This is a genomic window from Opitutaceae bacterium TAV5, assembly GCA_000242935.3.
GTDB lineage: Bacteria > Verrucomicrobiota > Verrucomicrobiia > Opitutales > Opitutaceae > Geminisphaera.
This window is the reverse complement of sequence record CP007053.1, coordinates 6,976,596-6,994,300: the sequence shown is the minus strand read 5'-3', so window position 1 is coordinate 6,994,300 and position 17,705 is coordinate 6,976,596. Positions and strand designations below refer to the sequence as shown.

Below are 17,705 nucleotides of genomic sequence, written 5' to 3'. Positions count from 1 at the left end.
CATATAATGGATTATTCTCCCTCGTCGAATCGGGAGTGACGGGACCGGAGACGGCGACGAGTATTGACAAACAATACCCGTACGAATCCGACGGCATTCGGGCCGGATCGGGCGGGTTGAGCCTGCCCAGCGTCACCCACCGCCCGGGCATCGAGCCGGGGAGCGATGGAAGATTCCTCTCCGGCCTTCTGCCGTTATCGGGGACACGCTCAGTTCTCCACGGAGAAGCCGACCTTGATGGTCACCTGCCAGTGTTGCACCTTCCCCTTGTCGATATTGCCGCGTGTTTCCACCACCTGAAACCAGCAGAGGTTTTTTACGGTTTTGTGGGCGCGCCGGATGGCCTTGTCCACCGCGTCCTCGATGGACGTGGTCGAGGTGCCGGTGAGTTCGATGAGCTTGTAGACGTGATCTTTCATGTCCGCTTTCCGTATTCCCGGATCGCTTTTTCGACCGCTTCACGGGTTTCGCCGGTGCGCTTCTGTATCCGGCCGATCAATTCATCCTGCTTGCCTTCGGCGTACTGGAGATCGTCATCGGTGAGCCTGGCCCACTTTTGCTTCAGTTTGCCCTTGGTGATGTTCCAGTCGCCTTTGATTTCGAGTGTGTTCATGGTGAGTCTTTCGGTTGGTTCCTTGTTTCCGTTTGTCGCCAACATGACGGCAAGCGCGTTCCGCTATCCGGATGCCGGCTGATACTACGGTCGGGGCCGGCCGGTTGCCATGGGGTGTAACCCTACGGCGGGAGGCAGGATGCCGCCGCCTGAGGGGAGCCGGGATGCGCGATCCTGCGAAATCAGGAAGACGGGCTCACCCGTATCATGTTCTCGGGATGCGGAAGCTGGTAACTGGAACCCCAGGTCTGGCCGATGTCCGGCATGCGGAGGAGCACGAGTTTCAGCGATGCACGGTCATAGGTGCCGGTGATCATGCTCAGCGTCCCGTTCCGGATACGGTCATTCAGCTCGGGGCTCAGATCGAGGAAACGTTTTTTTGCGTTTGTCGCGATCCGGTCGAGTGCGGCGTCTATCCGGGACTTCGAGCCGCCGTACCGGGCTTCAAGCTCGGGTGTCGGATGCACGAGCACCACAAAAAGGGTCGTATTGGTGGCGAGGAATTTTTCGACAATGCGCCGGACGTCGGCCTCGGTGATGTTCTCGAGGTCCACCGTCTCCGTGACAATCGCTCCCGGCTCGGCATCGACGATTTTGGGAACCAGGGGCGCCAGTTCCACACTGGTCACCACGAAGGCATCCACCGATCTGACCCTGCCGGATCGGGCCTGCTGACCGGGTGACAGTCCCTGCCATCCTGCCTGCCTGGGGCTGCCTGCCTGCATGCGGCGGTTGCCTGCGTTGAGCTTGCGAACGACATCGGAGGCCTGAACCGAAGAGGTGGTTTCCTCCCGGCCGCCCTGGGTCAGATTCGTGGTGGCGCCGGCAGAGGATTCGTCAGCGCCCCGCGCGAACGAACCGGCCAGCATGGCAGCCGACAAGACCGATGCGAGCCGGAGGAATTTCATGCCGCCCGTTTGCCCGGATCTTTCGGGACGAGGCAGGAACCGGAAGAAGTTCTTTATAGCGTTACGCACATGCCGGACGAGTGGGTTGACCGCTGGTTCGGCGGACATGGTCGTGGTGCCGACAGGGTCGATAAATTTGCAGACGTGATTTTTCATGTTTGTGTTTCTCCTGCATCCCGAGCCTGAAGCTCCGTTTGTTTGTGGGGACCTGGGCGGAGGAGGATGCCAGCGTGAAACTAAACTATACGACTGAAGGTGACCGTTCACCATGGGGCGTAACCCTACGGCGGCCGGGCAGGTCATCACCCCATAAACAATCGCTCGCCAAAGCCGGCATTCCGCATTAGTTAATAGACAAACGCAGGCACCGATTGCCTTCCCCGACCATGAGAGGAAGTACCATCCGGCAAACCACCCCGCGCGGAAGGATGCAGCCATGACAATCGACACAAAAATCCAGTTCGAGAAACAGTACCACACTGCGCTGCAACACCATCTGCGTCGTCAACGGACACGCAGACGGTTGCCCGTGCGTTCGGCCGGCGTGCTCGGGCGCGCGGCCGTATCCCTGGGGCTGGACACGCTGGATCTGGCCCGCATGCACGACCGGGCGGTGGCCGGGCTCGCCTCGCCGCACTCGTTGCCCGATGGCCGCAAGCAGACAAAACCGCTCGCGCAGGCCGGCGCGTTCTTCTTTCTCGAAGTGCTGACACCGGTCGAGCAAACGCACCCGGCCGCGCAGGCGGCCGCCCTCCACGCGCAACAGATCGATGCCAGGCTGCGCGAGCGCACCGCCGCGCTGGCGGTTGCCCGGCAGCAGGTGCGGCGCGAAGTCGCGCAACGGAAGAAGGGCGAGAGGCAACTCGTGCGGGGAGCCCGGCACTACAGCCGGCTCCTGGCCCAGTCGCAACGCATGCAGCAGCAATCGCGGCGTCTGGCACATCAGGTCCTGTCGGCGCAGGAGGAGGAGCGAAAGGAAATCAGCCGTGAATTGCACGACGAGGTCGCCCAGATTCTGGCCGGCATCAATGTGCAGCTCGCGGCCTTGCAGGAAGCCGCCGCGATCAACAGCCGGAACCTCCGCCAGCGAATCGCCCAGACCCAGCGGCTGGTCGGGCAGTCCGTCCTGATCGTCCATCGCTACGCCCGCGAACTTCGCCCCGCGATGCTCGACGACCTCGGGCTGATCCCGGCGCTGCGCTCCTACATCAAGGATCTGCCCGGCCGCAAGAGGCTGCACATCCGTTTCACGGCATTTCCCGGAGTCGAGACCCTGAGCAACATCCGGCGCACCGTGCTTTACCGGGTCGCGCAGGAGGCGCTCACCAACGTCGCCCGCCATGCGCATGCGCGGCGCGTAAAGGTGAGCATCTGCAAGATCACCGACGCCGTCCGGCTCGAAGTCCGCGACGACGGCAAATCCTTCCAGGTGGATCGCATCCTCGCCTCCAGAAACAACAAGCGCCTCGGTCTGCTCGGCATGCGCGAACGCGTCGAGATGGTGGGCGGGGACTTCGCCATCGAGTCGGTGCCGGGCAAGGGCACCACCGTGCGCGCCGAGATTCCGTTCCTCGTCAAGCAGGGAGGACCGGGCTCATGAAACGGATCACCGTCTTGCTCGCCGAAGATCATGCCATCGTCCGTGAAGGATTGAGGTCGCTGCTGGTGCTGGATCCCGACTTCGATGTCGTCGGCGAGGCGTCGAATGGCCGCCAGGCGGTGGACCTGGCCCGGAAGCTCCACCCGACCGTTGTCGTGATGGACATCGCCATGCCCGTGCTCAACGGCTTCGAGGCGACGCGACAGATCCTGCTCGCCGCACCCGCCACCCGGGTGCTGGTGCTCTCCGCGCACAGCGATGACGAGTATGTGGCCAAAATGGCCGCGGTCGGCGCGTCGGGCTATCTGGTGAAACAGAATTCCGGGCAGGTGCTGGTCCGTGCGATCCGGGAAATCGTCGCCGGGCATCCGTATTTCAGTGCGTCGATCCTGAAGCGTCTGCGGGACGCCGCGCAGAGATCCAGCGAACGTGGCGCGCCACGCAAGAAATCCGATCCGCCGCTGACCACGCGCGAAGCCGAAGTGCTGCAACTCGTGGCCGAAGGCGCGGCCAACAAACAGGTCGCGGCCGAACTCGGCATCAGCATCAAGACCGTTGAAAAACACCGGCAGCAACTGATGAACAAGCTCGACATCCACGACACCGCCGGGCTCACCCGCCACGCCATCGCGACCGGCGTCATCGAGAGCCGCGTTCAGGTGACGACCGACTGACGACACGCGCGCCGGCATTCATCTTTCATCTATAATCATTTCAACCGCGTGCCCCGCGAGCGTGTTGCCCCACCGGGCTGCCGGCGGGCGCGATATATGTCGCGTTTGCGGCACTTCACTTCTACACTGTTCAAACCAGCCGGGATCAAGGCCCGGATATATCATATGTCATTCACCGCCACTTCTGTTTCAGCGCCCGTACCCCCTTTTATCCAATGAGAGACGACTACATCCAAAACGCACTCAAGGTCATCACCGATCCCTATATCCTGATCAACGTCGTCTCGCGCCGCGTCAAGCAACTCCGCCTGGGCCATCGTCCGCTGGTGGTATCGCTGGAAAAAATGGCTCCCGAAGACATCGCCCTGCGCGAAATTTACGAAGGCAAAATCAGCTATGACCTTCCGACGGCCGGCGAACTGGCGCGCCGGTGAAGAGAGACACCGTGCCCGTCGTCCGGCACAGCGGTGACGAGGTGCGGCTCGACGACCGGAAATACACACTCGTCCGCGAAGACGACATCCCCGGCGTCGTCGCCTGAGCAGGTACGTATCCAACACTCAACCACAACCGGAAATTCAATCATCATGGCAGCAAAACAACTCCTTTTCGACGAGGCAGCCCGTCAGAAAATTCTCCGCGGCATCGAGCTCCTCGCCCGCGCCGTAAAAGTCACGCTCGGCCCCAAAGGCCGCAACGTCGTCATCGACAAAAAATTCGGTTCGCCCGCGGTGACCAAGGACGGCGTCACCGTCGCCAACGAAATCGAGCTGCCCGATCCTTACGAAAACATGGGCGCGCAGATGGTGAAGGAAGTGGCGTCCAAAACCTCCGATGCCGCGGGCGACGGCACCACCACCGCCACCGTGCTGGCCGAGTCCATCTACAAGGAAGGGCTGCGCAGCGTCACCGCCGGCTGCAACCCCATCTTCCTCAAACGCGGCATCGACAAGGCCGTGGAGGCCGCGGTCCTCGAACTCGCGCGCGTGTCGCGGAAAGTGTCCACCGGCGACGAAATCCGGCAGGTGGCGACCGTCTCGGCGAACTGGGACGATTCCATCGGCCGCATCCTCGCCGACGCGATGGACAAGGTGGGCAAGGACGGGACGATCACGCTGGAGGAAGGCAAATCCGTCGAGACCACGCTCGAGGTGGTCGAGGGCATGCAGTTCGACAAGGGTTACCTCTCGCCCTACTTCACCACCGGCGAGGACCGCCTCGAGGCGGTCCTGGAAGACGCTTACGTGCTCGTTCACGAAAAGAAAATCGGCAGCGTGCAGGATCTCCTGCCCCTGCTTCAGGTGATCGCCCAGGGGAAACGTCCGCTGCTGATCATCGCGGAGGACATCGAAGGCGAGGCGCTCACGACGCTCGTCCTGAACAAGATTCGCGGCATCCTGAATGTCTGCGCGGTCAAGGCTCCCGGTTTCGGGGATCGCCGCAAGGCCATGATGGAAGACATCGCGACGCTTGCCGGCGGACGCTGCTTCAGCGAGGACCTCGGCATGAAGCTGGAGAACATTTCCCTCAGCGAACTGGGCAGCGCCAAACGCATCACCGTGGACAAGGAAAGCACGATCATCATCGGCGGCGCCGGGACGCCGGCGGACGTCCAGACGCGCATCAGGCAAATCCGGCGCGAGATCGCGGAAACCACTTCGGACTACGATCGGGAAAAGCTCCAGGAGCGCCTGGCCAAGCTCGCGGGCGGCATCGCGGTGATCAAGGTCGGCGCCTCGACCGAGCTCGAAATGCAGGAGAAAAAGTCGCGTCTCGACGATGCGCTGCACGCCACCCGGGCCGCCGTGGCGGAAGGCATTGTCGCCGGCGGCGGCGTCGCCCTGTTGCGCTGCGGCCCGGTCGTCGACGCGCTGAAGCTCGAAGGCGACGAAGCCATCGGCGCGCAGATCGTGCGCCGCGCCATCGAGTCTCCCATCCGCGCCCTTTGCGCCAATGCCGGGATCGAGGGCGCAGTCGTCATCGACCGGGTGGAGGCGGGGAAGGGCAACCACGGCTTCAACGTCGCCACGGGCGAATACGAGGACCTGGTCAAGGCGGGAGTCGTCGATCCGGCCAAGGTGACGCGCACCGCGCTGCAAAACGCCGCCTCGATCGCCGGCCTGCTCCTCACGACCGAGTGCCTGATCACCGAAATCCCCGCGAGCTGACTCCGGTCCCCCTCCCCCCCCCCACACCGTATCTATTAGTCGAATACAATTATGCAAAAGACCAAAAAATCGGTCGCCAAGCGATTCAAGCTGACCGGAACCGGCAAGCTGTTGCGCCGCACTCCCGGCTTCCGGCACCTGCTGGCTGCGAAAAGCACGAAGGCAAAACGGCGCGCATCGAAGGACAAGCTCGTCGCCCCCGGGCACGCCGCTGCGCTGAAGCAGTGTCTGCCGTTCGGTCTTTGACACGGGGCCGGGGGGGGAGGGGAAGCCCGGACACGGAGGGCTTGCGGCTACGCGTCGCTGCAAGCGTTACCGGAGCCTCCTTGACTATACCTGATGTTATGCGGGCCGACGTGGCACGGGCATCCTTGCCCGTGGACGGCGCTCCGCGCCGCAAACGTCCCCCCTCTCCCCGGCAATCATGGGCACGGATGCCCATGCCACACCAAACCCACGGACTGGAAGCCCGTGCCACGACGCTCTCCGCGTAACATCAGCCAGGAAGATGACGAAGGCATCCCCGAAGACTGGCCGGTGAGGGTGCAAGCGCGGCGTTTTCTAAAAAAACAAAGGTTCCGGATGCAGGACCGGGTGGCAGGAGACGGGACCTCTTCGTGCTCTTCTTGTCTTCTGTTCAAAGGTTTGGTTTTGGCTCTGCCAATCCGGACCCAAGTGTGGAGAAAGGGTTGCGAGGCGCGGGACAGACTGCGATGGTGAGGCCTTTGCGCATGAAAACCAAAGTCTTTGTCGACGGCCAGGAAGGCACCACCGGTCTCCAGATATTCGAGCGGCTCGCGGCGCGCGCCGATGTCGAGGTGATCGAAATCGATCCGGCCCGGCGCAAGGACTCCGCCGCCCGCGCGGCCTGCCTCAACGCCGCCGATGTGGCGTTTCTTTGCCTGCCCGACGCCGCCGCCAAAGAGTCGGCCGCGCTCGTCACCAGCCCGCGCACCTGCGTGATCGACGCCTCCACGGCGCACCGCGTCGATCCGGCGTGGGCGTACGGATTGCCCGAACTCGGCGCCGCGTATCGCGAAAAAATCCGCACGGCGAAACGCATCGCCAACCCCGGGTGTCATGCGACGGCATTTCTGCTCGCGGTGCGGCCCCTGGTGGCTGCCGGGCGGGTGCCGGCCGATTTTCCGTTTTCGGCGTTTTCCATCACGGGTTACAGCGGCGGCGGCAAAAAGATGATCGCCGACTACGAACAGCAGCCGGCGCCGGCGAAGCTCGCCAGCCCGCGCCTCTACGCGCTCGGCCTCGCGCACAAGCATCTGCCCGAGATGCGCGTGCATGCGGGCCTCGCCGCCGCGCCGCTTTTTAATCCGGTGGTCGCCGCCTTTTACAAGGGCCTGTCCGTGACCGTGCCGCTGCCGCTCGCCAGCCTGCCGGGCAAACCCTCGCCGGCCGCGCTGCACGCGGTGCTGGCGGAGGCGTACGCCGGTGAAAAGTTCGTCCGCGTCCTGCCCCTTGGCGACGAGTCGGCGACGCTCGACGGCGGGTTTTTCGACGTGCAGGCATGCAACGACACCAACCGCTGCGACATCGGCGTGTTCGGCAACGACACCCAGGCGGTGATCATCGCGCGGCTCGACAACCTCGGCAAGGGGGCCTCGGGCGGCGCCGTGCAGAGCATGAATCTTCACCTCGGCCTCGACGAAGGGGATGGCCTGCCGGCATAAAACCGGCCACGGATCAGTATCCGCATCGGATCAGCGCCCCGGACACCCGCCTCCAACCCACACCACATCTCATGAAGGTAACGTTTACGACCAGGGAATACACCCGCCTGCTGGAGCTCGTCTGGCTCGGCCTGCAAACGACGATCCCGCGCGACGGGCAGGAGGCGCCGGCGACGAAGCGCTTTGCCGAGATCGAACAAAAACTGCTCGAGCTCGCCACGCCGTTCGGTTGCGCCGATCTCGTGACCGTGGGCAGCGACGGCCGCCTCACCCTTTCGGAAAAACTCTACGAGGACGAACGCCTCCGGAAGATCCTCGGCGATTACGACAACGATACCTTCTGGCACGAACTCGTGACACGCCTCGCCGACCGCGACCTGTCGGCCGAACAGGCGCGCCATCACGCCTCCGGCAAGGGCGGCCCGCCGATCAACGCCGACGCCCGGCTCAAGCAGCTCGAGGACGGTTACTGGGACGAGTTCGAGAAAAACGACCTCGCCAACGTCGTCCTGATCAAGGGGGCGAAGGGATAAATCCGGACGGATAACGCGAAAGGATCATTTATGGCCTGGGCAACGGTTCACTGGAAAAGCGCGATCATTGGCAAGCAGACGACCCTCCAGGTGCTGCTGCCCGAAACGGGCAAGCCGCCTTACGCCACGTTTTACCTGTTGCACGGGCTCTCCGACGACTCGTTCAACTGGCTGCGCAACACCCGCATCGAATGCTACGTGGCCGGCCTGCCGCTGATCGTTGTCATGCCCGACGGATACCGGAGTTTTTACACGGACCACGAGGAAGGGCAGGCGTGGGGGCGGCATGTGGGCGAGGAGATCCCGGCATTTGTCGAAAAGACCTTTCCCGCGAGGGCGGCCCGCAGCGGCCGCGCGATCGGCGGGCTTTCGATGGGCGGTTACGGGGCGTTGCGCCTCGGGCTTGGTTACGCGGACCGGTTTTGTTCGGTCAACAGCCATTCGGGCGCGGTCGGCTGGGGGCAGATCGCCCGTTCGGCGGATTACCGGAAGGCGGTCCGGGCGCGCGGGTGGGCGCCGGAGTTTGCGGAGGAGATGCGGCGGATTTTCGGACGCTCGCCCCGCCGCGGCAGCGCGCACGATCTGCTGGCGCTCGCGACCGAGGCGAAGGCGGCGGGCAAACTGCCGAAGCTGATGCTCGATTGCGGCACGGAGGATTTTCTCATCGAGGACAACCGCGCCTTCGCCGCCGCGCTGACAAAACACGGCGTGCCGCACCGGTACACGGAACATCCGGGCGAGCACAACTGGGATTATTGGGACACGCACATCCGCGAGGCGCTGGCGTTTCACGCGGCGAACCTGCGGTTGAAGTGAGGGTAAAGGAGCGGCGGCATTCCTGCCGCTGCTTTGCCGGACAGGGCATCCGGATATCGGAAAAACATCCCGCGGCACCGAGCGGTTACGACCTCGTGTTGTATTCCGGCAAATGAGGCGAGGCGCTTTCGCGCCTCGTCGCAGCGGCAGGAATGCCCCCGCTCCGGTTCAGGCCGCGTGCTGTTTCCAGATGCGGACGAGCGCCGCGAAATCTTCCTCGCGCGAACGGCTTTCGATGACGTGGTCGAACTTGCCGATCTCGCGCAGCTCCGCCTCGGCGGTCTGCATGCGGCGGTCGATCTCGGCAGGGGTCTCGCCGCGCAGCTCGAGGCGCTGGCGGAGTTCGGAGATGGGCACGGTGACGAACACCGTGGTCATGCAACGCGCCAGCAACGGATCGGTGGCGGCGGCGCGGCGAAAATTTTCCACGCCCTGCACATCGATGTTGAGGATGAGGCTGCGTCGGGCGGCGAGGGGCTCGTGGACCGACGAGGCGAGGGTGCCGTAGCGGTTCTTTTTGTGGACCCAGGCCCATTCGAGAAATTCTCCGGCGGCGACTTTTGCGTCGAATTGTTCCGGCGAGAGGAAATGGTAATGCACACCGTCGATTTCGCCGGGGCGAGGTTCGCGGGTGGTCGTGGTGACGACGCGTTCGAAGCCGGGGATTTCGGCGACCATGCGGTCGCAGAGCGTGGTTTTGCCGGAGCCGGCGGGGCCGGCGAGAACGATGAGGACGGCGGCGGACACGGGTGGAAAAGCGTGATCAGGCCGGGCGTTTCAGTAGCTGAAAGCCACGATGGTGAGGAGCACGCCGTAGCCGGCGAGCAGGGCGCCGAAGACGCGGGAGCGGCCGGGCGTGCGGTAGAGCCACTCGATAAAATCGCGCAACCGCCACGGCTGGGCGCCGATCCAGAGAGCGAACAGGATGCCGGCGAAGACGAGCGACACCATGAACAGCCGCGCCGGGTGTTCGTATTGCGTGAAGGCGGCGTGGAGGAGCGGCGAGGCGACGAGAAGGAGCAGGATGGCGATGCCGCGCACGGCGAGAAATTCGGGGACAAATTGCCAGGCCAGCACGGCGATCACCGCGAAGCCGATGAAGAGCGGGGTGCGAAACTCGCCGAAGTCGGCCGCGGAGAGGTTCCAGACGTTGAAGAGAAACCAGGCCGCGCCGAGCCCGAAAAACACCGCCGCGGCGCGGCGCGAACGGGGGAGCGCGCGGACGCTGGCGGTCACGAGGGAATTGTTGGCGAGGAAGAGGCTGCCGAGGCCGAGCAGAAACAGGCCGGGCAGGAGCGTGGCGAGGAGGAGCGACATGGAAATGATGATCTTCAGGAAAGTGGTTTTGACCGCAAAGAGGCCTAGAAACGCAAAGAGCGGGGCGGGTATCAAGATTTCTCCGGGAGAGGCGGGAGTTTTGGCGCAGGATCAGACCGGATAGCCGCGAAGGCGGTAAAATGTCACCGGATCGCGGTCAGGACGGACGGGGAGGATTTTTTAGCCGCAAAAGAGCGCAGCGCGGCGCAGCCGCAACCGAAGGCGGGAGGGAGGGGCTGCGGGCAAGGAAACAAGATACGGGGAGGGCGTAACCTCTCTCTCTTTCTCTCTGCGCCTGCTCCCAATCTCTGTGGTGCAAATTCTTACACCGCAGAGATTGGGAGTGGGCGCAGAGGGCAAGCCAGCGTCCCCGGAATGCTCAACTTCTCCCGGATTCAGAATCCTCGCGCACTGCAACGAATCCCCGGGATCGCAGTGCAAAGGGTCTTTTTGCAGGGAAATCCTCCATGGCGCTTATAAGCGCCACGCACCGTTTCATCCGCGTGAAGATTTTTACGCTCCTTCGCGGCTAATGGCTTGTTTTCACGCGGCTTCCATGCCGGCGAGTTCGAGCTGGCCGTAGAGGGTGCTGACGGTGGCGCGCTCGATGCGGAGGGGGACGAGCTGGCCGACGAGGCGGGGGCTGGCGTCGAAAATCGTCACGCGGTTGCCGCGGGTGCGGCCGGTGTAGCGCAGGCCGGTCTTGTCGGGGCCCTCGACCAGCACTTCCTCGATGGTGCCGAGGAGGGCGGCGTTGCGGCGTTCGGAATTGCGGCGGAGGATTTCGAGGAGGACCTGGTTGCGGTGCTCCTTCACGTCGTCCGGAATCTGGTCGCCCATGGCGGCGGCGGGCGTGCCGGTGCGGATGGAGTACTTGAAGATGTAGGCCATGTCGTAATTGCACTCCTCGAAGAGGGTGCGCGTCTCCTCGAACTCGGCGTCCGTCTCGCCGGGGAAACCGACGATGATGTCGGTCGAGAAATACATGTCGGGCCGGGCGGCGCGGAGGGATTCGACAATCTGCCGGTAACGTTCGCGTGAATACGGGCGGCGCATGGCGCGCAGGATGCGGTCGCTGCCGCTCTGCATGGGGAGGTGGACGTATTCGCAGAGTTTGGGCAGGCGGGTGTAGGCGTCCACGAGGTCCTGTTTGAATCCGCGCGGGTGAGGGGAGGTGAAGCGGATGCGGTCGATGCCGTCGATGGCGTGGACTTTTTCGATGAGCTGGACGAAGGGCGAGATGCCGCCGGTGTGGACATAATCGCGACGGCCGTAGCTGGTGACGATCTGGCCGAGGAGCGTGATTTCGCGGACGCCGCGGTCGGCGAGGGTGCGGCACTCGGCGACGATGTCGTCCATGGGCCGGGAGCGTTCGTCGCCGCGCGTTTTCGGGACGATGCAGAAGGCGCAGTCCATGTTGCAGCCCTGCTGGATGGAGACGTAGGCGGTGACCTGGCGTTCGCCTTCGGGGGGGGCGAGGTGGTCGCGGATGGTGTTCTGGGAGCCGGGTTCCTCGGCGATGTCGATGATGGTGTCGCCGACGGGGACGCCGGCCTCGCGGGCGGCGCGGAGGTTTTCGAGATAGTCGGGGACCTGGTGGAATTTCTGGGTGCCGATGATGAGGTCGACGTCGGGGAGTTTTTCGAGGATTTCGGCGCCGCGGTTTTGCGCCATGCAACCGAGGATGCCGAGGACGAAGTCAGGGTTGCGCTTCTTGCGCTGGCTCACGTAGCTGGCCTTGCCGAGGGCTTTTTGTTCGGCGGCGTCGCGGACGGAGCAGGTATTGAGGAGCATGATGTCGCACTCGTCCTCGGCGTTGACGATGCGGTAACCGCGGGCGCGCAGCATGGCGGCGACAGCGTTGCTGTCGCGCTCGTTCATCTGGCAGCCGTAGGTTTTGATATAAACGCGGTTCACTCGTGACGTGGTGCCTGTCGTGGGCGATCGGAAGAAAAAGGCTTGGGGTTAACCACGCCGGGCGGCGGGTCAAACGGGAACTGCGGGGAAGGCAGGGACGGGCAGAACAAGAATGCCATCTGGTATCATCAGGCACCTCCACAGATCGGGCGTCTTTGCCCTCCGTTTTGATGGAAGGTTCTCTGGCATGATTTTTTTGGATACGAGTTGGTGTTGGTCGTGACGACTACGACACCTTTTCCCCACTCGGAATGTTCATCTTTGGGTGTCCGGAGTTGGGTCATCCTGTGATAACTCTGGCCGTCTTTATTGCTGGTTCTTCGTCGCTTGAAGCTGCGCGGCGATCACCTCGGCGATCTTCATCGACCAAGGATGGCCCGACGCCAGTATCTTGCCGTCGCGACCGATCACGTATTGCGACGGGATGGAGCGCAGGCGAAAGGCTTTGGCGGCTTCTGACTGGAAGCCTCCACGCGGTGCCCAGAAATTGAGCGTCTTCGTCCAGCTTCGGAGCGCGATTTCCTGCCGGGCAATTTCCGGAGTGGAGTCGATGCCGACCGTGACGATCACCACATCGTCGCCCCACTCGGGATGGGCGTCCATGAGCGTCTGGAGTTCCGTCATGGGTTCCCGGCAGGGATGGCAGTCCCGGGACCACCAGTCGAGGACGACGAGTTTTCCGCGGAAATCGGAGAGCCGGGTCGGGCGTCCTCCTTCGGCGAGCGGGGTCAGTTCGACATCGGGCACCTTGGTGCCGGGCGGGAGTGCGTCGTGTTGGGCCACGTAATCGTCCAGTCGCATGGCGGCGTCATCTTCGGGGGCAAGCACGCCGGCGGGGAACGACTTCCAGCGGAGCGGCGCATCGAGCAGGTACCAGCGCCCATCGTGACGGACGCTGCGGCCTGCAACGAGGATGTAGTTGTCCAGGAGCGACCGGCGTTTGGGTGTCGTTTGCAGCGTGTCGATCGTGAATGTGATTTGCAGGGTGCGTGAACTCAGTCCGTCAGCCGATCCGTAAACTTCGCACCAGGGATCAAGCGCGCTGACTTGAAGCACGCGGATCGTCGCTAGCGCCGGGTTTATCCCGGCTTTCGCAAACAGGCTGAGGACGGCTTTCGCGTCTCTGGAAATTTTCTGGCGTGCGTTTATCCAGGTGTTGTCGGCATCCGTCACTGGCCGTCCCGGAAGCATTTTGCGGTGAGTTTCCGCCGATGGCATGACCGCGCCGACGAAGGAGGCGACATCCTGTTTCCGCAAGAGATCGACGAAAGCTTTGCCATAAGCGGACAACGCGGGATCGTCGGCGCCGCTGAGCGGGCGTTGCGGCGTCCATGACCAACTTCCTGTTGTGCGCGTAATGACAATCTCATGGCGGAGGGCGTCATCGCCAACGCCGGCGGGGAAGCCGCTCCAGCGCAGGCCGTTGGTCAGCCGTGCGGATGAGGGGAACAGCCAAACATTCGTATCCAGATCGATGGTGTAGTCTCCGGCCAAGCGTTGTGTATCGGCATCAGGCTCGGTAGAGCTGTCTTTCGATTCTATGGCGAGCACGAGGCGAACACCATGAAAAATGGGAATCATGACCATCTGGGTGCCAACATTCACGCTGGTTTGTCCCTGACCTGCGGCTTGCAGAAACTTGATGCGAAAGGCGAACCGGCCGGGGCGCAGGCCCATGCGCCTGGCCTGACCGAGAAATCGACGGGCGCTCTCGGCGATCGCGGCATGGATGCCGGCTTGAGAATAGCGAGTGGGTCCGAAGTTGATCTCCGGCATTTCGGTCGAGATTCCCAAAAGCTGGCGCCAGTCATCCACCGTTGGCGTGACGGCTTGGGCAAAGGCATCCGCATCTCCACTGGCGAGCAGATCGCAGATTTTTTGAGAGAGCGTTTCCAGTTGGTGGAGCGGTTCGCTGCCGAGAACTATAGGGTTGGTCAGGGTGGGAGAGGGCAGGGCGTCCGTGGCGGCGGCGCTACGTTTCAGTTTCACGGTGATGTCATGATCGGGTATGCTTCCTTCGAGTCGCGGGCTCTGCCAAGGCAGGTAGCCGGGGGCGCGGACTTCAAGGGCAGCGAAATCTCCAGCGCTCTGAATTGTCAGAGAGGTGGTGAAATGTCCTCGGGCACCGAAGAGACTGGTGTCGGCATAACCTGTCGTGGAATCGAAAGGCCACACTTCGAATTCGTCCAGCGGTGTGCCATTGGCTTCGTCGGTCACATGCAACGTAACATTCACTTTGAGCGGAAAGGCCGCCGAACGCCGGGTGTCGCGGACGAGTTTCACAATGTGCTCGGTGCCATCGCTCGGGAGGGAAACCGTCGTCTGCACATAACCGGTGCGCCAGACGGAGACCGGGATCATGCCCGCCGGCACATCGTCCCACACGATGCGTCCATCGTCACCGGTGGTGGTATCCCATGCGCGGCCTTTGAGCGGGATGAGTGCCTTTGTCTCATCAGGGTAAAAAATCCCTGCGTTGGCTTTCAGGGGGGCGTCGTTTTCGTCGAGCACGCGCAGACGAAGCGTTTGTGCTGGCGATAGGACTACACGGATTTCAGGCTGTTTATCCCTGTCGGACCCGGGAGTCGCATCGATGACGGTACCCGCGTAGCCGGCGTGCGCGGCGGCGATGATTATCTTGTTATTCGGCACCCAACCGGAAAGTTCAAAGCGTCCGTCCGGCTGCGAGGTGAAGGCATGATCGTGGTATTCGCGATCACCGGCGTATTGTATTTTCATGCTGGCGCCGCCGACCGGGAGGCCGGCCTCGTTTACGACGATGCCGCGTAGCGTGATCCCGATTGGTATGGAGAGCACTGCCCGGCCCGCGACGAGATCGCCGCGCGTTACGAGTCCCCTTGGCAGCCACGAAAATGAGCGATGAAGTTGATTGTCGAAAAATTCGATGGGAGCACCGTCGGGGCCGGTTACAAGTAAACGTATGTCAGGAGCATCCTCAGGATAGTGTTTCAGGCTCCAGCGACCGGCTCCATCGGTGACGGCAGAATGGCTGCTCCGCCAGTATCCGGTTGTCGAATATTCACTGCGAGTGCCGGACAGAGGTAGCGGTTTTTCATGCGACGGGCCGTTCCCGATCGCAACAACACTGGCATTAACGACGGGCCTGTCTTTTGAGTCGAGAACGGTGCCACCGATTGTGATGCCTCGGGTCAGGCGAACGGTGATGTCATCCGGCAAGGCCAGCCGTGCATCCTGCGCCGGTGTATGCCAGCGAAGACCGTGACCAACGTAGTCGCGATGCAGAATCTCATAACTGAAAAATCGGGTGTCGGCAGGGGTACCGGGACGTTCCAGAGAAATAGTGGAAACGGCGACACCCTGCTCATCGGTGATACGGGTATATTCATCCAGCATCCAGGAAGCAGAAGGTGTCACATTCGCTCCACTGACCGGCTGCCCGGTTTCGGCGTCGAGCACGGTGAAGGTGATGTGGCGGGTCTTGGCGGAACCGTTGGGAACGGGGACAAGGTTCACCTGATACTCGTGACGATCGCCAGGAACGGAAACGGCGAGCGTTTCTGTTATATAACCGACAGCGCGGATCGAAACGGGATGCGTGCCCGGCGGCACGTCATCCCACTTGATGCTTCCGGTATCGTCGGTGGTGCCAGTCCAGGACAAACGTTTGAGGGGGACGACGGAAAAGGAGCCCTCAGCGGGAATCATCGTCACATCGGCTTTAAGTGGTGTGCCACCCGGATCGAGCACGCGCAGATGCAGGGAGTGAGTGGCCCGGGAACCGAAGGGAGAAATCGCATCGGGATCAATTGACGGTTCCTTGCCTGTGTCTGCGCTTGGCTCATTTGCAGTAGCCGGTATGGATGCGGGTGCAGAAACTTGCGCATCCGTCAGCCCGATCAGAGCCAGGCCCCCGAGGAGGAACAGGGCGAGGAGGGACAGCCGGCGGCGGGGTGCCCAGGCGGCGATCATGGCGATGCGCTGGCGAAGCTGGCGTTTGTCCTCGAGGATGCCGACGAGTCCGGGAGCCATGGTTTGCGGGACGAAGTTTTCCAGAATGCGCAGGATCGCTTGGCCGTAGGCCCGGTTTTGCCCGTCGCCGGCGGCTTCGATCGCCAAAGCGTCGCAGGCCATTTCGCGTTCGGCACGCCAGCGGGCGAAGGCGAACCAGACGAGGGGATTGAACCAGTGCGCGACCTGGAGCAGGGCGAGCAGCCAGTTGACCGGGAGGTCGCGGCGTTTCACGTGCGCAAGCTCGTGAAGAAAAACGTAGCGAAGGTCGTCGGTAGAAAAGCGCCGGATGAAACCGGCGGGAAGAAGCAGGCGCGGGCGCAGGCAGCCGTGAAGGGCGGGGCTCGTCACGCGGTCGCATTCGTGGATGGCGAGCGAGGAACGGATACGCAGGCGGCGCCGGCAGTCCTCGAAGAGGGCGAGCACGTCGGGAGCGGTGACAGGGCGCGCCTGCCGGAAGCGGCGGGCCAGCGTGCGGCTGCCGCTCCAGACTCCGGCACACATGGCGGCGACGCCGGCCAGCCAGATGCCGAAAATCCAGGCGGACCAACGGGCGAGACGCGAGGCGGTGTTTGCCGGCGCGGCCGGATCGGGGTCCGGAGTGTGGGCATTCAGTGTAGCGGCGTCTGCACTGGCGAAGGCGGCAGAGGTGGCGGGGGCCGGTTCGTTGGCGATGGAGGATGCCGGGACGGCGGCGGAATCGGGCGGCGTGGCGATTGCCTGATCGGGCGGCGGGAACAGGGGTGGGGCGATTCCGGTCAACGCGGGGTTTGTCTGCTCACTCGCGGTCACAGGCGGAGTGTCGGTCGAAGCGCGCGGAGCCAGATTGTAGAGGCTGGCGGCGGTGCTGAAGGAGACGGGAATCAGGAGGCGGGCGGCGACGATCAGCCAGAGTGCGCAGCGCCACGAGGGAGCGAGGCGGCGGTGGAAGAGTTTCTGGAGAACAAGAACAAGGAGGGCGAGGGCAGCGGCCTCGGCGGAGCAGCGAAGAAGACCGGACACGAAATCGGGGAGGTGCATGGCGGGGAGCGGGAGAGGGAGGGGGTGGTCTATTTTTTGGACTGTTTGCGGCTGGCGGGAGCCTTGGCGTCGAGCAGGGCGCGGAGTTCGCTGATGTCTTCGCGGGTGAGTTGCCGGGTCTCCACGAGGTGGGCGAGCATCGGGCGTAGCGAGCCACCGAATACACGTTCGAGAAACGTCTCGCTGGCGGCGGCCACGCACTCGGATTCTTTCACGAGCGGCGTGTAAACATAGGCGCGCCCTTCGGCACGGTAGCCGAGCGCCTTTTTGCGGACGAGGCGGGCAAGCAGGGTACGGACCGTTTTGGGATGCCAGGTCGGGTCGCGTTCGGCGAGGCTGGCGATGATTTCGGCGGCGGTGGCAGGGTGGCAGGCCCATACCACACGCATGATTTCCCATTCGGTGTCGGAGATGCGCAGGTCGGTTTTCATCGGATTTGGCGGGGTGACTACATTTGTAATCTT

The 17,705-nt window shown here is 63.2% G+C and carries 17 protein-coding genes; 9 read left to right on the top strand and 8 right to left on the bottom strand.

Features of this window, described 5'->3' with window-relative positions:
* Positions 1 to 209: 209 nt before the first annotated feature.
* The 3 genes from OPIT5_29555 to OPIT5_29545 all read right to left on the bottom strand — a co-directional run bounded on the left by OPIT5_29555 (position 210) and on the right by OPIT5_29545 (position 1,677).
* On the bottom strand, positions 210 to 419 hold the full coding sequence (locus OPIT5_29555) for a hypothetical protein (GenBank protein AHF93712.1): 210 nt from the start codon (positions 417 to 419) through the stop codon (positions 210 to 212).
* The gene (locus OPIT5_29550; protein ID AHF93711.1) at positions 416 to 613 is read right to left on the bottom strand and encodes a general stress protein CsbD; all 198 of its coding nucleotides are present in this window, start codon (positions 611 to 613) and stop codon (positions 416 to 418) included. Before OPIT5_29550 ends, OPIT5_29555 begins: the two co-directional genes overlap by 4 nt.
* 182 nt (positions 614 to 795) lie before the next feature.
* Complete coding sequence (locus tag OPIT5_29545) at positions 796 to 1,677, bottom strand: hypothetical protein (GenBank protein AHF93710.1); 882 nt, start codon at positions 1,675 to 1,677, stop codon at positions 796 to 798.
* Positions 1,678 to 1,957: 280 nt separating this feature from the next.
* On the opposite strand from OPIT5_29545, the gene OPIT5_29540 reads away from it, so the two are divergent.
* From OPIT5_29540 to OPIT5_29500, 9 genes are all read left to right on the top strand, one after another.
* Positions 1,958 to 3,121 (top strand): histidine kinase, encoded by a 1,164-nt coding sequence (locus OPIT5_29540; protein ID AHF93709.1) that lies wholly within the window; start codon positions 1,958 to 1,960, stop codon positions 3,119 to 3,121.
* Positions 3,118 to 3,795, top strand: coding sequence for a LuxR family transcriptional regulator (locus OPIT5_29535; GenBank protein AHF93708.1), 678 nt, complete (start codon positions 3,118 to 3,120; stop codon positions 3,793 to 3,795). Before OPIT5_29540 ends, OPIT5_29535 begins: the two co-directional genes overlap by 4 nt.
* Positions 3,796 to 4,010: 215 nt before the next feature.
* On the top strand, positions 4,011 to 4,229 hold the full coding sequence (locus OPIT5_29530; protein ID AHF93707.1) for a DNA-directed RNA polymerase subunit omega: 219 nt from the start codon (positions 4,011 to 4,013) through the stop codon (positions 4,227 to 4,229).
* Positions 4,226 to 4,336 carry a hypothetical protein gene (locus OPIT5_29525; protein ID AHF94902.1) on the top strand — a complete coding sequence of 37 codons (111 nt, stop codon included), beginning with the start codon at positions 4,226 to 4,228 and terminating at the stop codon, positions 4,334 to 4,336. The genes OPIT5_29530 and OPIT5_29525 overlap by 4 nt, the downstream gene beginning before the upstream one ends.
* Positions 4,337 to 4,382: 46 nt before the next feature.
* On the top strand, positions 4,383 to 5,963 hold the full coding sequence (gene groEL / locus OPIT5_29520; protein AHF93706.1) for a molecular chaperone GroEL: 1,581 nt from the start codon (positions 4,383 to 4,385) through the stop codon (positions 5,961 to 5,963).
* Between the two features lie 51 nt (positions 5,964 to 6,014).
* Positions 6,015 to 6,209, top strand: a complete 195-nt coding sequence (locus tag OPIT5_29515) for a 50S ribosomal protein L35 (protein ID AHF93705.1) — start codon at positions 6,015 to 6,017, stop codon at positions 6,207 to 6,209.
* A 485-nt stretch (positions 6,210 to 6,694) separates the two neighbouring features.
* Positions 6,695 to 7,648 carry an N-acetyl-gamma-glutamyl-phosphate reductase gene (locus tag OPIT5_29510; protein ID AHF93704.1) on the top strand — a complete coding sequence of 318 codons (954 nt, stop codon included), beginning with the start codon at positions 6,695 to 6,697 and terminating at the stop codon, positions 7,646 to 7,648.
* Positions 7,649 to 7,719: 71 nt separating this feature from the next.
* Entirely contained in the window at positions 7,720 to 8,181 is a 462-nt protein-coding gene (locus OPIT5_29505; protein AHF93703.1) for a hypothetical protein, read from the top strand.
* A 30-nt stretch (positions 8,182 to 8,211) separates the two neighbouring features.
* Positions 8,212 to 8,997 (top strand): esterase, encoded by a 786-nt coding sequence (locus OPIT5_29500; protein ID AHF93702.1) that lies wholly within the window; start codon positions 8,212 to 8,214, stop codon positions 8,995 to 8,997.
* Positions 8,998 to 9,165: 168 nt separating this feature from the next.
* On the opposite strand, the gene OPIT5_29495 is transcribed toward OPIT5_29500, so the two are convergent.
* From OPIT5_29495 to OPIT5_29475, 5 genes are all read right to left on the bottom strand, one after another.
* Positions 9,166 to 9,744 (bottom strand): guanylate kinase, encoded by a 579-nt coding sequence (locus OPIT5_29495; protein ID AHF93701.1) that lies wholly within the window; start codon positions 9,742 to 9,744, stop codon positions 9,166 to 9,168.
* 30 nt (positions 9,745 to 9,774) lie between these two features.
* Positions 9,775 to 10,314: a hypothetical protein gene (locus OPIT5_29490; GenBank protein ID AHF93700.1), complete on the bottom strand. Its 540-nt coding sequence runs from the start codon at positions 10,312 to 10,314 to the stop codon at positions 9,775 to 9,777.
* 543 nt (positions 10,315 to 10,857) lie between these two features.
* On the bottom strand, positions 10,858 to 12,231 hold the full coding sequence (locus OPIT5_29485) for a dimethylallyladenosine tRNA methylthiotransferase (GenBank protein ID AHF93699.1): 1,374 nt from the start codon (positions 12,229 to 12,231) through the stop codon (positions 10,858 to 10,860).
* Between the two features lie 306 nt (positions 12,232 to 12,537).
* Positions 12,538 to 17,241 (bottom strand): hypothetical protein, encoded by a 4,704-nt coding sequence (locus OPIT5_29480; protein ID AHF94901.1) that lies wholly within the window; start codon positions 17,239 to 17,241, stop codon positions 12,538 to 12,540.
* A gap of 29 nt (positions 17,242 to 17,270) precedes the next feature.
* Entirely contained in the window at positions 17,271 to 17,672 is a 402-nt protein-coding gene (locus tag OPIT5_29475) for a beta-lactamase (GenBank protein AHF93698.1), read from the bottom strand.
* Between the last annotated feature and the right edge of the window lie 33 nt (positions 17,673 to 17,705).